Raw genomic sequence first — 14587 nt, 5'->3', positions numbered from 1 at the left:
GAAGATACTGTAGGAAATAAAAACTCGTATTTTTTTTACAAATATTTTAATAACTTTGATTTTCTCACAATTGATAAAGATTTCAATTAGAAATCATTAAACATAAATTTCTCCGTTGCATCATCTAAATTTAGAAGCAATCAACCGCTGCAAGCGTATTTTTTATGTCAATTGGAGTAAATGCTTATAACTGCCCTAACCCCTATAGTAAATGAAGACACCAATTATTTTCCTCCTTTTTTTGATTACGACAATTAGTCTTGCACAAAGTCCCGAAAAATGGAAACACTACATAAAAAAGGAAAATGAAAGAAAATTGGAGCCATACTATCTTACCTCTTTAGAAAATGCACGCCGCTTTCAGTACAAGATTGTAAAAAAACTGGACGACACTTTTTGCATTGTTGAAAATAAAACCTCAAAATCTAATCGGGTATTAAACAACATTAGTCCGGTTAATAATTTATGGAAACTACCGGCTGACTTTTCAAATCATACAGCAGACAAGCCGTATATCATCGCAACAGATACCCTCAAAACCTTAATTGCCGATCTGAAATCAATAAACATTTCTGACGTCAAAATACTCAATAACCATCTTGTAGTTCTAAAAAGTGATTCCAAAAAAATCATAGATGCCATTATCAATTTGAGCAGTGTAACTTCGGTTTCGCAGGAATCACTGCAGCCAAAAACCGAATCTAAAATAGTAGATCAAAACTTTACGATCAATTCTATCAATAAAGCCAATATTAATTTTCCTCTTCTAACAGGCGAAAATCAGATTGTAGCCATCAAAGACGACCTTTTTGATGTAAATGATGTTGATTTATTAAACAAACTCATTCCTTCTACGGGGCAATCCACTACTGTAACCGTCCATTCCACCGCAATGGCAACTATAACTTCGGGATCAGGAAATAGTTCTGTGTTAGGAAAAGGAGTTGCTCCAAAGTCTAAAATACACTCCTCTGACTTATCGAATATCTTTCCCGATGAAGTAGCCAATTTACAGGGTGCCACCACTCAAAATCATTCCTACGGTACCGTGATTGAGAATTTTTATGGGGCACTCGCCAATGCTTATGACGCTCAATTGTACTCCAATACCAATTTGACCCACTGTTTTTCCTCAGGAAATATAGGCCTTCAGGGATACAAATCGATTACTGGTAATTTCAAGCAATCCAAAAACAGTATTGTAGTGGGGTGTATTGACCAAAACGGAGTAGTTATGCCTTTTTCTTCAAAAGGTCCGGCCTATGACGGCCGTATAAAACCAGAGCTGGTAGCCTATAGCATGCAGGGAACTTCAAATTCGACAGCCTTGGCCACAGGGATTATCACACTTATGAAACAGCATTATCAAGCGACATACAATACCCCTTTGAGTAATGCCCTGACAAAGGCAATTTTAATTAATAGTGCAAAAGATTTAGGCAATCCGGGTCCCGATTTTACTTATGGTTATGGTAATATCAATGCGGACAAAAGTTTAAAAACAATCAGTGAAAATAGAATCCTATCCGGTAATCTCACATCCGGCCAGAAAACTTCACACACTATTGCCTTACCGGCAAATGCAAAAAACTTAAAAATTACGTTAGTGTGGAATGATTTGCCTGCCGCGATAAACAGTAACATAAGTCTGGTAAACGATTTAGACCTGGAAGTCGTTTCGGCTGACAACACTACTATCTTGCCCTGGATTCTTAATCCTGATACCCCTCAGCAGCAAGCCGTAAGAGGAAAAGATAAAATAAATACCATCGAACAGGTGACAATTGAAAATCCCGCATCCGTATCCTATACGATCAATGTTATGGGTTCCTATGTTTCGAATGCCTCTCAGGAATACAGCATCGCTTACGAGTACGAACTTCAAAATCGATTTGAATGGAACTACCCCATTCAAAATGATAATTTCCCTTATGATGGCCGGATTATTTCTCCTTTCAAATGGAATTCGTCCTTTTCCGGTACCTCCGGGCAATTATCTATTAGTTACAACAATGGGCAAACCTGGGAAATTATTGCAAATGATATCCCTTTAAACAATGAGCAGTTTACTTATACTCCAAAAGAGCAAAAATTTTCAAGAGCAAAATTAAAGATGACCATTGGTACTACTGATTATATCTCTGATAGCTTTACGATTTCATACGATTTAAACATCCGTTCCAGTTTAGTCTGCGACGGTACCACTGAGATTAATTGGGACCAGCCTGCTGCTGTTACATCCTTTAACATCTATCAACTGACCAACAATGGTTACGAATTTAAACAACAAACCACAAACGCAACTTACGCCTATACGGACGGGAAAATTTATACAGTTGTTCCTGTATTTGACACTAATGAGGGAATAAAAAGCGAGTCGACATTACAGTATGCCCAAAACTCAAATTGCTATTTTGAGTTTGCTTTGGCAGAAGTTTATGAGGAGGATAAAATAAAAATTAATACCAGCCTTTTTAGCTTATACAATATCAAAAGAATTGAACTGGTCAAAATAACCGACGATGCCGAAACGGTTATTAGTACAACAAATGATATTAGTTCAAAAACATTTTCATTTTTAGATCCCGCTCCGACAAAGGGACGAAACAAATATAAAATAAAGCTTATTCTGGCCAACAATACGGTAATAAGTTCTTTAATCGTTGATGCCAATTATTTAGGGGATGCTTTATTTTTGATACACCCTACCTTACTAAACAAAAATGAAGACTTAAGTATTGAAGCCAAAAAAGAGGGAAGCGCCACTTTCTACTTGTATAATGTCAGCGGGCAAATGACTAATACTTTCCCTTTACTTTCTAAAACCAATACCGTTACGCTGAAAAATATTGCCACAGGAATTTATCTCTATAAAATAATTACAAGCTCAGGCGAAATACAATCAGGAAAAATTGCCGTATTTTAAGCTCTTATCGGATCTTTAAGTGACGATACGTCTATAAACAAACAAGCCTGACGATACTCGTCAGGCTTGTTTATTCTTATAGGCAGTGAAAGTTTTACTTTGTAACTCCAAACATCATTACCAATTTGCCATTCAAATAAAAATTCAGTGTCTGATCTGCTACATCAAAACGCAGCTCTTTACTGTTTAAATAAGATACTACCTTTTGCTCTGTTTTATTCCCTTCTTCACCAATACATGCCATTGCAGTAGTTCTTACATTATTAAAAACAACACGGTCTCCTTTGCTTTCGTAAGTTCCTCCAAAATTGTTGCAACCTGTATTTCCACTCACTTGTTTTTTTGCTGTATCAAATTTAATAGAAGCACGGCCATAATCCATCCCTACATTTTCAAGCATAATTAATTTCCAGTTGTTCTTACCAATAAAACTCCAAAGTTCATTTTGAGTTGGAATGGCAAACTCCATAACAGTCTTGTTCTTTAAGTTTTTAAACTGTACTTTATTGTTTTTCTTTACAATTTTAAACTTTTTATCTTTTATTGCCTCGCTAAATTCATGCTCTAATTTCATGCTCTTGTCGTCACAAGCCATTAAAGTTCCAAAAGGAGCATCGGTTTTGATCTGATTTTTTGCAGCAAGCTTTGTATATTTTACATTAAAGTTATTGCAGCCGTTTTTACCGCTGATTGTACCTGTTTCCAGGTTTATCGTGATAAATGCTTTACCATTATTTATCTTTTTTCCATTCAACTGGGTCAAGATCATTTTTGTATTGTAAATCCCTTTCTGCTCTTTTACTGCCGTTTTCGAAATAATACTTTTCAGTTTGTATTCGTACAAAGAAGCATCGGCAGGAACAACACCCTGTCTTTTTGTTCTGGTCACCATAAGCTCATATCGGTTTCCTTGTTCAAAATTGAAACCTTCAATATGATTATAAAAAAACTGCCAGTCTTTGTCATTGTCATACTTTACCTGTAAACATTCCATTGGAGCAACACCCTGACATGGTACTTTATTCTCTCTTACAAACATTCTTAAATTCTCCTGACCATATGTAATTGATGATAATAACACGATCATAAAAACATACATACCTTTAAATCTTCTCATTCTTTTTAAATTTTGTAATACTTCATTAAGTATTCTGATTATACTATATTTCCTTGGTTAGCATTAACTGTGCCATTTGAACAAAGCAGTTTGTTTTTAACTTTTTTTTATACCTCCGGAAAAGCCTTATTTTACGGGAGTTTTTAGCTGTTACATCCTTCTTTTTAGGGCTACGCAACTACTAACTATACTGCAAACCGACTAGTTACTCCATACTCTGGCTTTCTTTTTTCTGCTACAATTGCAATGCAACTTCGGCTGTTGTAAGTTTCATGACACTGCCAATACTTTCATATTTGATTTAAAAATGATCGATCCGGAATATTTTTAGATGCTTTTTTGGATCGAAAATTTTCGAAAGAGCGAATTCTATATTAAAAGTACAAAATTTTTAATGCTAATAAACTGACAATCAATTTCTTTTTTTATAAGAAGTATAAAAAGAAACTCGAACAGTTGCGTTTTTACCCTATAATTTAATAAAAACACCAAAATATCTATAATTCAGCAATTTACCAATATAAAAATAGGATTTTTTTGAATAAAACTTAATTAATTTTCTAATTTTGCGCCTCAATTTTATTTGACTATCAAACGATTAAAGAATGACACAATTTAGTAAAACAGTATTTATTGGTGACTTATTATTGTCGTCAATTTATACTTATGCTGATGAAAGTACACGCGATTACACTTTGACTATAGCGACCGGAGATCAAAAAGTAATAAACTTTACGCTGGATGCTGCCGAAAGTTCATCTTTCAATATTTATGATGAAAATCGAAATTTAATTTACTCCAGAGAGTCTGAAACAAACAAATTAGAAATATCAACAACAATAAGTTTAGAAGGCAGTTCGTCTGATTTTTATTTTTTAGAGATAATAGAAAATGGTAAGGTGATGACGCACAAAATCGAAGTTACAGCAAAAAAAATAACAGCCAAAGCTGTAAGTGAGAGCCTTTCTTTACAAGATTAACCTTTTTGCCCCCACAATCAAAGGACGACTCTATTTTGAGTTGAATAAGAGCAGCTCCATGAGCTGTTTTTTTTTATATAAACCCGCTAGGTATTACTACTGGTTTTAGGCTATTTTACCCGCTCGGGGTTCGATTTCTTAAATCTCGGCTTTATAATAAAAATAAGCTCTCATCTCTTTTCCGTTTGAATCAAACCCGGACGATCGATACGCTTTTATGTAAATTACAGTATTGCTTTTCCATTTAATCTCCTCTATTGAATGATCACTTTCTGAAAGACAGCTTTTATACTCTGCTAAGAACTTCGTCGGATCGGTTTTATCATTCACTTTCAAAATTACTATAGCCTGATTTTTTGATTCATATTCCGGATTTTGAAAATAGACCATAAACTTACGATCCGGTGAAAGCTCCGGAACTGAAACGCTTGCATCGCCCAAAGAAATGATTTTAAACAGTACATCGTTGGAACTATCTAACAATTGCATTTCCGAAAATCCCAGATAATCGGCAGTACTGGACTCTTGTAGGGCCACTAAATTTAAAACAGCGCAATGTCCAAGATACTCATAACCACTCCAGCTTAATTCTCCTTTATAATCTTTATATTTTTTAAATTCAAACTTTTGTTTTGCTCCCTGGATGTAAAAAAAATCATTTTGTCTCTCAATTTCTGTAGTTTCAAAAGTTTTTTTCGCTGCAATCTTATTATAATCAGCTTCTTCAATACTGTCCAGTTGGAAATGAGAAAGGCCTTCTAATTTTTCATAGTATCCCACTTCGATAATTTTGCTGTATTTCGCAGTTTTTGATTCTTCGGCAGTATTTAAATTCTTCTTCTGCTGCGAATTTTTGATTGTGCCTGATCTTAATAAGATTGATTTACTTTTTCCAGGTTCTTTACAGGAAACAAGCAACACTACTACAAAAATGAAATATCTTAAATTCATAAATTAAGAGGTAAAAAACACGAATTACTATTTTAAAAACTTTGCGGAACATTGTAAACTATCCATACCAACACTCCAATTAGCGGATAGCCAAAGACTATTATTTTTTTCAAAAAAACCATTTTATCTGATTGCCGAAACAAGTTTATTAAGCAGATCAGCCAAAGGATTGGCATTAAAAAAGGAAACGGAAATAAAACCAATGAAAAAGGAATCCAGAATTTATCACTTCCATAATTATCGTCGTACCAGCGAACGATAAAAAAAGGGTTTAGTTCTTTTTCTTTTAAGGCTTTCTCAAAGTCCTGTTTGTTGTGGAAGACTTCTATCCTATCCTTTTTTTCATCAATGATATAAAAAGCAGCATCCCCTTTTGCAACCGTATAGTTTTTGTAGAAATAAAATTCTTTAAACCACACCTCCTTCTCTTTAAGAGTTAATTCTACGAGCCGCTCACTTCCTCCATCATAATAAAGTTTATTGCCATAAGGAGTAGCATCCTCCCAGGCAGAAAGTCCTCCCGCATAACACATATTAGAAAATGCGACAAACAATACTACGTACTTCAATACAACAACAGGCTTAATTAATCGCATTTTTCCAGATGGTTATAATTTTTTCAGAATAGTAATAATTCCCCGTTTGTATTAATGAATTTAATGTTGTCGGGCTAATTGGGATTTCCGGAAATTGTGATTTTGCATCCGCAATAAATAAATTCTTTTTCTTCGTATCTCCAATCAAATAAGCTGTAAGTATGAGTCCTATATGTGTATCAATGTTTTTTTTATCAATTTTAAAAGACACTTCAAACTTTGCCTGTGCATCCTGGTAATGTCCCTGATCCAGCAAAAGGTAGCCATAGTTACTGATTTGTACACTATCCCCTTTATTTTTATCCAAATACTCCTTATAAGCCGCTTCGGCCTTTTTGTACTCCTTAATTTCCTGATATGTTTGTGCAAGGTTAATCAATAAAATACTTTCTTTTGGATCGAGTTTTAATGCTGATGTAAAATCATTAATTGAGTCCAAAAAATCTCCCTTCTCCTGAAAAAGCCTTCCTCTTTGGGCACGATATCCATAAACATCAGGATACATCACAATCAATCTGTCGTAAATATCAAGAGCATTTTGCCAGTCCTTTAGCTGCTGGTAAGCTTGTCCGCTATAAAATTCTAAATCGCTTTCAAAATTTCCTAAGTCATCTGCATATCGGGTTAAATTATCTGTTCGATATTGATAAAGCTTATAAACTTCTATAGCTCTTTGCGGATTAGGAATTTCGATCAAACATCGTATGTAGTTGTGGTAAATCCTCGTGATGTTTTCTCTTTCATATTGAATTGCTTTTTCAAAGTTCTGAACCGCATTTGCATAATCTTTTAAAAAATAATAATTGTTCGCTATTACTTCGTACAATTCCGCATTGCCGCTATCCATTGTAAGTGCAAACTTCGCTTCATCTGAAGACTGTTTGTATTGCATCAAGTTGCCTAAACACAATGCTTTTAACCTATGATAGTCAGGATTTTGAGTATTAATCACAATTGCTTCATTGATTACAGAAATTGAAGCTTCGTATTGTTTTTTGTTAAAAAGCTCCAGTGCTTTAGTATATTTTTTTTCAGGTAATTCACTTGTTGAAACTGCGGCAACAGCACCTGAAAAATTAGGTTTAAGAGCTCCAAACTTTGAACTCTCGCTTTTACTCAATGGTTTTATCGATCTTATATTGCCACTTATCTTTTCAATTTCTATCTCAAACAAACTTTCGTAATCAAAATACCCTTCTTGCTCATTTTCCTTTAGTAATGCATCACTTTTAGTATAATTGATATTGTTTTTTACCTGTAGATAGCATAATTGCGGATTATTGCCTAATTCTACTGTAATTTTATCCGGTTCTCTACGAATGCTTCGAATGTAATTGATTTCTTTCTGAACTTTTTCTTGTCCTAAACCTTTTAGGGTAAAGAGTATAAATAACGAAAAACATAAAACTCTCCTCTTTATGAATTGTTTTTTCGGCAAATTATTAGTGTTCAAAATCAAAAGTTTATTTTATTAATTCTCATAAAAATATTCATATACATTGATCAGTTTATTGTCCATATTATAGATATTAACTTTTTTAGTACAGCCTCTGGAATCAGTAAATGAGATGGTTTTTGAAAGGATCTTGTCTTTATTTTTGGATGTAAAAATGATCTTGTCTTGTTCTTCGTTTCTTATATTTTCACTAACCAATGTATGGTCTGTGTTGTTATAGATTTTCATTGTGGAATAAAAATCTTCTTTTTGATTTTTATACTCGTATTTTATCGTCTGATTTCCGGAGGTTTCCTCAATAGTTCGTCCGAAGTCATCATACTTTAAAGAAGTAGTTAAAACGACATCTCCACTCTCGTTTAGGGTTTCAATATTGATACACTGAAATTTGTCGTTTAAATGATACACTTTTGAAACCATTGTATTTTTCTCATCCACAGAAATGACATTAAAATGATCTTTTGCATACTTAAAAACACTTTTGCTTTTCAATCCTTTTTGATCCTTCCGTGCAATACTGTCAATTAAACCAGTTGCATTTCTATAATAAACATCTTCCGAAAATAAGGCTTCATTCATAAAAGTGGAATACTTTTTCAGCAGTCCTTTTTGATCGTACAGGCTCTCTTCCTGCATAATACTCTTTTTGTTACTCGTATTCCCTTCAAAGATGTTTGCCCTTACTTTCCCATTAGAGCAGGTTAAAGAGGCTACTTTTCTGGGGTAATAGGAAATGTTAGCGTATTTTATCAAACGATCTGCATAGTTTGCGTCAATTTTAAATTTTGCTTTCAATATTTCCTGTGATTCTTTCTGACGTACCGCTATCTCCGCTTTTCTTAGTGCGCCGTAGTACACTTTATCATCAAATGGAACTCCGAAATAAGATTCGTATGCCTTGATATATTTATCCGGATCGGTCACCACGACGGGCTCATCAACACCATTAGACAGTATCATCCCGGATTTAGAACCATTGTCATTATTATTAAAATAGTAATAACCATAATTCTTGAATTCAATTACACGATTCTGATTGACATGAACCACATGCACCTCCTGAATAGTATCAAAAGCTTCAGCAAATCTTTTATGCAAATTCAAGTGCTTTTCTAAGCCATCTTGGTTATGATCAAAAAAAACTAAGCTCACCTCCTCCTTATGGTCGATTGCATAAAGTTCAGTCTCCGGTTCCGGATTATACGTCAGTACCTTTTTTGAACAGGCCGGCAATACCAGCAAACACAATGCAATACCGATTACATTTCTCTTAATTATTTTTCTCAATCTTTCCATTTTTATAAACGATATAATCTTGTGTATCTGCCTTTTTCAAAATCACTTTTCCATTTTCAAATTTACCTGTATGTGTAAATCCAGGTTTTACAATCATTTCATTCTACTTCCTGTTTTCCACACAAATGTGAAAAATAAAAGCATATCAATTTAAACGGATATAAATTCGGTTACAAAAATCAGTTATGCGTACTGATCCCTTTTAAATCCGCACTAATATCTTTTGTTTTTGACAGGAAGTGTTAGTAATATCACGGTACCATTTTCGCTAGAACTAATTTCTATACTTGTTTTTATTTTATTTTCTCTGGCCAGAATATCCAAACGCTCTTTGGCTATAGTACCCGATAAAGACTGATGCTCAGCTTCTGTGTTTGATGTATTTTGATATCCTTTTCCATTGTCCGTAATTTTTACCAGTAACTGATCTTTTTCCAATTCAATTTCCAACACTATATTTCCTTTATCAGAATGATTCCCAATACCATGTATAATTGCATTTTCGACAAAAGGCTGAATAAGCATCGGTGGGATTAATACCGCAGAAGTATCCATATCCGCCAACAGTATTTCATAGGTAAACGTATACTCGAAACGCATTTGTTGTAAACTCAGATAATTTTCCAAGGCTTCAATCTCCTGATCAAGAGAAACGTAATTTTTACGGCTCAATTCTAAACTGCTTCGGAGTAATCTGCTAAATTGACTTAAGTATTTGATTGATTTCTCTTTTTCATCAAATCTGATAAAACTTTGCAGCGCCGACAAAGTATTGAAAATAAAATGAGGTTCCATTTGTGTTCGGAGCAATTGCTGCTGCAACAAAATTTTCTCCTTTTCCTGCTTTTGTCTTTTTTGTCTCTGGAAAAAATAAAGCAAAAACACCCATGAAATCGCTAATAGTGCCAATAATCCAACAATAAACAACAGCAGTTTATTACGTTCCAGGCGATCCGTCGCATGATCAATAGTTCGGTTAAGTCCGTAAATCGATCTGTCTTTGGCCTGCAGCTGATAAATAGTAGCCATCTCTTCTGTAGCCTGAATACCTGAATTTTTCAGGATAGTATCTTTCAGTTCCAATACCTGATTGGCCAGATTTTGTGCTTTAGTACTATCTCCCTTAGCAAAGTAATAATGCATTTTGGCCTGTTTATTAAGACATAATTCATAAAAAGATAGAATATGAAAATGCTGCTCCTCAATTTTATCTGCCTGTTTAATTAAGTCTTCGGCTTGTGCAAATTGTTTGGTTAGAACATTTAAATCAATAAGATTGGATAAAGTAGTATACAGATTTTTTACTGCAACAGGTTTCTCCGGGTCTGCCAGCAAGATTTCCGCATCATACTGTTTTACAAAGTCATAGTAATGAATCGCGTCCTTGTACCGATCACTCAATGTATAGTAATGTGCCGTATGCTCATTCGCAAATCTAATTTGCATCGGATCATTCGTTTCCAATGCAATATGTTTCAGCTTTTGGAGGTAAAAAAGAAGCGAATCTGCCTTATAAACTTTACTCTCTTCGCAAGCTGTAAATAACTGCGAATAGGCCCTGAAATTGTACTTATAATTAGCATCAGGGAGTTTTTTTAGAATTCGCAAAGCAAGCTGATTTTGCTCTACAGACTTTGGGTACTGGCTAATTTTATTATTGTCCTGAGCAGCATTCAGCAAACAGATCACTTTTGCCAACGGTTTGCTTTGCAGCGAATCATCATTCATTATGATGGCAGCTGACTTATTGAAATAATATACGGACTGATAAAATTTCCCATCAAGTTCTGACAGCAAACCAGCTCCGTTGTAAATAGTAAATTTAAGATCATTAAACTCTTTTTCTTTTTCAATCAAAGTCAAAGCTATATTGATGTGTTTTTTAGCACTATCGATATCAGTCTTTGCTAAGCCCTTAGCAAGATTGTAATGTATAAAAGCCAAACTTGAGGTCGACTTTGAAAAATCTTTTTGTTTGAGTTTACCAATCCAAAAAGCAAGTTTATCTATTTCTGGATCTTTATCCAGACTATCACTGGTCAGCTGTAATTTTTCTACTAATTTTTCCGAATTGAGGAGTGAATGTTCCGGTTTCTGCTGACAGGAAATTAATAACAGCAACAAAAAAAGTACAATTTTGTTCATTATCTCAAAGGATTTAGGTGATCCATAACAAAATCTTTTCTGCGGGTCGCCACGGGAACTTCGGCCAAATTTTTCATAATGATTACACCCGTTTTCATGTATTTATCAATAAAATTTTTATTCACAATATAAGATTGGTGTGTCTTAATGAAAAAATGATCCGGTAGAATATCTTCGAAGTATTTTAAAGGTTTAGAAGCGGTTATCTTTTTCTTATCACCCAAATGAAATTGTGTGTAAGATCCCTCGCCTGACAGGTATATAATTTCATCCAGCCGCACGATCTGCATGCAGTCCACAGAAGTGATACAAATACTGGAACTCATTTCAATAGTTTTTACGGAGCTGTACTCTTTTACAACATTAATCTGACTCAAATAATCAGTGCGTTTAACTTTCTTAAGTTTCTGTATTGCGGTTGAAAATTCACTCTCATCTATTGGTTTTAGTAAATAATCCAATGCTCCGTACTTAATGGCTTTTATCGCAAAATGATTGTAAGCTGTAATAAAAATGATAGAAAAAGAGGGCTCTTCCAACTGATTCAATATATCGAAAGCGGTACCGTCTGACAGCTGAATATCCATCAACACCAAGTCTGGTTTCACCTCTTTTATGATTTGCAATGACTCTTCTACCGAGCCTGCCATTGCTTCGAGCTTTAGAGACTCTTCTTGTGAAACCAACCATTGCAATTCTTTTCTTATCGCAGGTTCATCTTCAATAATTACTGTTTTTATTTTGTCCATATATGAAACAACAATTTTAATAAAATTAGATTCTACTACTTAAGATTTCCTCCTAAACGAAATTTTTTCAACCAACAAATCAAACAGAAAAAGAAACAATGCTCCTACGACTAAAATTGGAATAACAGCCAATCTGAAACCAACTTCCCAAACATTCGTGTAAGTACTCCATGATGCTTCTCTTTCTATAAAAATTTCGGTATCTATTATCCACCATGAAGATAGGAGAATCAAAGCTGTAATTAGTATCCTAAAAATCTTTTTTGATGAAAACTTAAACAAGAAAACATGACTAATCGCAATTAAAAATACAGGTAGTATCGAAGAAAACAGTAAGTCTAAAAAAATATCACACTCCAAACAGGAAGAAGACGGTTGAGTTTTATAGTCCCACAAAGCCCAGTATCCCTGCGCTATAGTAGCCAAACTTATAAGGAATAATACACCTGTTAATAGTACCACATTGCTAAAGAATCGGTTGTTCATTGAAATAAATTTTATAATGCGAATATATACTATTTTACTTCTATGCAAGTCCGTAGCCCTCATTTTAGCGGTTCCAACAGTAAGAATTCGTGTATACCACCGTTAGTTGTTAAATAGCTACCAAATGTAGCCTAAATACAACTATAAGTTTTCGTTTTTTTTTGATTCTGGAAACACATCCAAATACCTTTGTAAGATCTAAAAATAAAAAAAACAATACCATGTTAAATACTAAAATGATAGGCAATAAAATTGCTGTAGCACGAAAAAAAACAAACTTGTCTCAGGCACAGCTTGCCGAGCAATTATTTATCAGTTCACAAGCTGTTGGAAAGTGGGAACGCGGAGAGTCGATGCCCGACATTACCACTTTTAATCGTCTGGCAGAAATTCTGGGTGTTGATCTGAACTATTTCTCTGAAAATTTTCAATCCGAAACTACTAAAACGACAGCCGTTGAACCAATGACAAAACAACCTGATGAATTACCCGCAACAAAGCCAAAGAAAAAAATTAGCTGGGATATGTCATATGCAAACTGGACAGACGCTGACTTTTCGGGATTAAAAAATCTAAACGAAAAGTTCGGTTTCTCCAATATGCAGCGTTGCTTATTTATCGGATCGGACATATCAGATCTTATTCTAAAAAACAACAATGTAAAGGACTGTGACTTCACAAATTCCAACCTTAGCCACAGTAACATCCAAAGCTCAAACTTAACGCACAATTTATTCAATAACTGCTCTTTAGAAGCAACCGAATTTTCCAGAAACCATATTAAAGATTGCGACTTCTCCGGTGCGAATTTCATTGGCGCTAATTTTCTAAAAAACAATCATCTTGATAACTGTAATTTTTCAGGTTCAGATATAAGCAATGCTCAAATTCAAAATTCCAGTTTAAACAAAAATATATTCAGGAATTGCTTGCTAAACGAAACTCAATTTATAAAAAGCCACATCAAAGGCTGTGATTTCTCAGATACCAATTTTACTGAGGCAGAATTCAAATCCGGAGTTTTCGCAAACAATCGTGTCGAAAATGCATTATGGAACCACACATCCTTTACTGAAATGCAATTTGAAGAGATCATCTTCGAAGGAACCTTAGAGGATTGCCATTTTGAAAACTGTGAGTTCAAAAAAGTAACATTCCAAAATTCAATACTTACCAATACTTTTTTTAAGAACAGCAACCTGAAACGTATCCAATTCACAAACTGTCAGACAGATAAGATCACCTATGAATTCCTAAAAAGCGGTAAAGCTGACTTGACTGGTATTACATTATTGCCGTAATTCTCAGGATCATCACCACATTATTAAACCAAAAAAACAACAAACCAATGATAGCACTTATAATAACCTTTTACCTGGCGCTAAGCAAGCTCATACTTTACTTCTTTACAAATAGCATCAACTAATACCTCCTGAAATCAGATACAACTAAATTGCCCCTGGTTATTCGTCTACCAAAACCTAGCGAATAAAAACAATTTAGTTGTATTCCTTTAATTTTAAACACATTAAAAAAAACATTTTGGGCGTTCCCCTACGGGTCGGGCTATCCGCTAAATCTTTTGCGATAAAAGTTTTCGGAGATCATTAGAAGATTAAGATATCGCAAAAGGATACCGCTGCCATCCCTAACGCAGTTTACGGTAAGCAAAAGATTACTCAAAGAATACAACCTAAAATAAAGAACAAACAGAAAAAATCCGCTTTAATCTGCGTTTTCGCATAGCGAATCAGCACCATCCGCGATCTATTTTAAAACAGAAGATCAGCCAAGTGTATAAAATAAAGAACAAACAAAAAAAAATCCGTTTCAATCCGCGTTTTCGCATAGCGAATCTGTACCATCCGCGGTCCATTTTTTAACC

At 34.3% G+C, this 14587-nt stretch carries 11 protein-coding genes; 3 read left to right on the top strand and 8 right to left on the bottom strand.

The genetic code is table 11. The features are described 5' to 3' along the window. The first annotated feature begins 211 nt into the window (after nt 1-211). Complete coding sequence (locus tag ACN1CN_RS21295; protein WP_419137498.1) at nt 212-2926, top strand: S8 family serine peptidase; 2715 nt, start codon at nt 212-214, stop codon at nt 2924-2926. A gap of 94 nt (nt 2927-3020) precedes the next feature. On the opposite strand, the gene ACN1CN_RS21290 is transcribed toward ACN1CN_RS21295, so the two are convergent. Further along, the gene (locus ACN1CN_RS21290) at nt 3021-4043 is read right to left on the bottom strand and encodes an META domain-containing protein (RefSeq protein WP_419137496.1); all 1023 of its coding nucleotides are present in this window, start codon (nt 4041-4043) and stop codon (nt 3021-3023) included. Between the two features lie 605 nt (nt 4044-4648). Here ACN1CN_RS21290 and ACN1CN_RS21285 point away from each other — a divergent pair. Beyond that, nucleotides 4649-5023, top strand: coding sequence for a secretion protein (locus ACN1CN_RS21285; RefSeq protein WP_419137495.1), 375 nt, complete (start codon nt 4649-4651; stop codon nt 5021-5023). Nucleotides 5024-5161: 138 nt separating this feature from the next. Here ACN1CN_RS21285 and ACN1CN_RS21280 read toward each other — a convergent pair whose 3' ends face one another. The 7 genes from ACN1CN_RS21280 to ACN1CN_RS21250 all read right to left on the bottom strand — a co-directional run bounded on the left by ACN1CN_RS21280 (nt 5162) and on the right by ACN1CN_RS21250 (nt 12702). Next, entirely contained in the window at nt 5162-5974 is an 813-nt protein-coding gene (locus ACN1CN_RS21280) for a hypothetical protein (RefSeq protein ID WP_419137493.1), read from the bottom strand. Nucleotides 5975-6006: 32 nt separating this feature from the next. Beyond that, nucleotides 6007-6570, bottom strand: coding sequence for a hypothetical protein (locus ACN1CN_RS21275; protein ID WP_419137492.1), 564 nt, complete (start codon nt 6568-6570; stop codon nt 6007-6009). Continuing rightward, the gene (locus ACN1CN_RS21270) at nt 6557-8023 is read right to left on the bottom strand and encodes a tetratricopeptide repeat protein (RefSeq protein ID WP_419137490.1); all 1467 of its coding nucleotides are present in this window, start codon (nt 8021-8023) and stop codon (nt 6557-6559) included. The genes ACN1CN_RS21275 and ACN1CN_RS21270 overlap by 14 nt, the downstream gene beginning before the upstream one ends. Nucleotides 8024-8041: 18 nt before the next feature. Beyond that, nucleotides 8042-9313 carry a hypothetical protein gene (locus ACN1CN_RS21265; protein WP_419137488.1) on the bottom strand — a complete coding sequence of 424 codons (1272 nt, stop codon included), beginning with the start codon at nt 9311-9313 and terminating at the stop codon, nt 8042-8044. Nucleotides 9314-9535: 222 nt separating this feature from the next. Then, the gene (locus ACN1CN_RS21260) at nt 9536-11467 is read right to left on the bottom strand and encodes a sensor histidine kinase (protein ID WP_419137486.1); all 1932 of its coding nucleotides are present in this window, start codon (nt 11465-11467) and stop codon (nt 9536-9538) included. Further along, the gene (locus tag ACN1CN_RS21255; RefSeq protein ID WP_419137484.1) at nt 11467-12216 is read right to left on the bottom strand and encodes a LytR/AlgR family response regulator transcription factor; all 750 of its coding nucleotides are present in this window, start codon (nt 12214-12216) and stop codon (nt 11467-11469) included. The genes ACN1CN_RS21260 and ACN1CN_RS21255 overlap by 1 nt, the downstream gene beginning before the upstream one ends. Nucleotides 12217-12255: 39 nt before the next feature. Further along, entirely contained in the window at nt 12256-12702 is a 447-nt protein-coding gene (locus tag ACN1CN_RS21250) for a hypothetical protein (protein WP_419137483.1), read from the bottom strand. Nucleotides 12703-12923: 221 nt separating this feature from the next. On the opposite strand from ACN1CN_RS21250, the gene ACN1CN_RS21245 reads away from it, so the two are divergent. Next, nucleotides 12924-14003, top strand: a complete 1080-nt coding sequence (locus tag ACN1CN_RS21245) for a pentapeptide repeat-containing protein (RefSeq protein WP_419137481.1) — start codon at nt 12924-12926, stop codon at nt 14001-14003. Nucleotides 14004-14587 lie beyond the last annotated feature (584 nt).

Origin of the sequence: Flavobacterium sp. T12S277, assembly GCF_048514875.1 — a bacterium.
Lineage (GTDB): Bacteria > Bacteroidota > Bacteroidia > Flavobacteriales > Flavobacteriaceae > Flavobacterium.
This window is presented reverse-complemented; position numbering and strand designations above follow the sequence as displayed.

Coding starts and splice junctions, on each gene's coding strand:
- ACN1CN_RS21295 (WP_419137498.1), top strand. CDS start 212: ATGAAGACACCAATTATTTTCCTCCTTTTTTTGATTACGACAATTAGT.
- ACN1CN_RS21260 (WP_419137486.1), bottom strand. CDS start 11,467: ATGAACAAAATTGTACTTTTTTTGTTGCTGTTATTAATTTCCTGTCAG.
- ACN1CN_RS21250 (WP_419137483.1), bottom strand. CDS start 12,702: ATGAACAACCGATTCTTTAGCAATGTGGTACTATTAACAGGTGTATTA.
- ACN1CN_RS21290 (WP_419137496.1), bottom strand. CDS start 4,043: ATGAGAAGATTTAAAGGTATGTATGTTTTTATGATCGTGTTATTATCA.
- ACN1CN_RS21285 (WP_419137495.1), top strand. CDS start 4,649: ATGACACAATTTAGTAAAACAGTATTTATTGGTGACTTATTATTGTCG.
- ACN1CN_RS21255 (WP_419137484.1), bottom strand. CDS start 12,216: ATGGACAAAATAAAAACAGTAATTATTGAAGATGAACCTGCGATAAGA.
- ACN1CN_RS21245 (WP_419137481.1), top strand. CDS start 12,924: ATGTTAAATACTAAAATGATAGGCAATAAAATTGCTGTAGCACGAAAA.
- ACN1CN_RS21275 (WP_419137492.1), bottom strand. CDS start 6,570: ATGCGATTAATTAAGCCTGTTGTTGTATTGAAGTACGTAGTATTGTTT.
- ACN1CN_RS21280 (WP_419137493.1), bottom strand. CDS start 5,974: ATGAATTTAAGATATTTCATTTTTGTAGTAGTGTTGCTTGTTTCCTGT.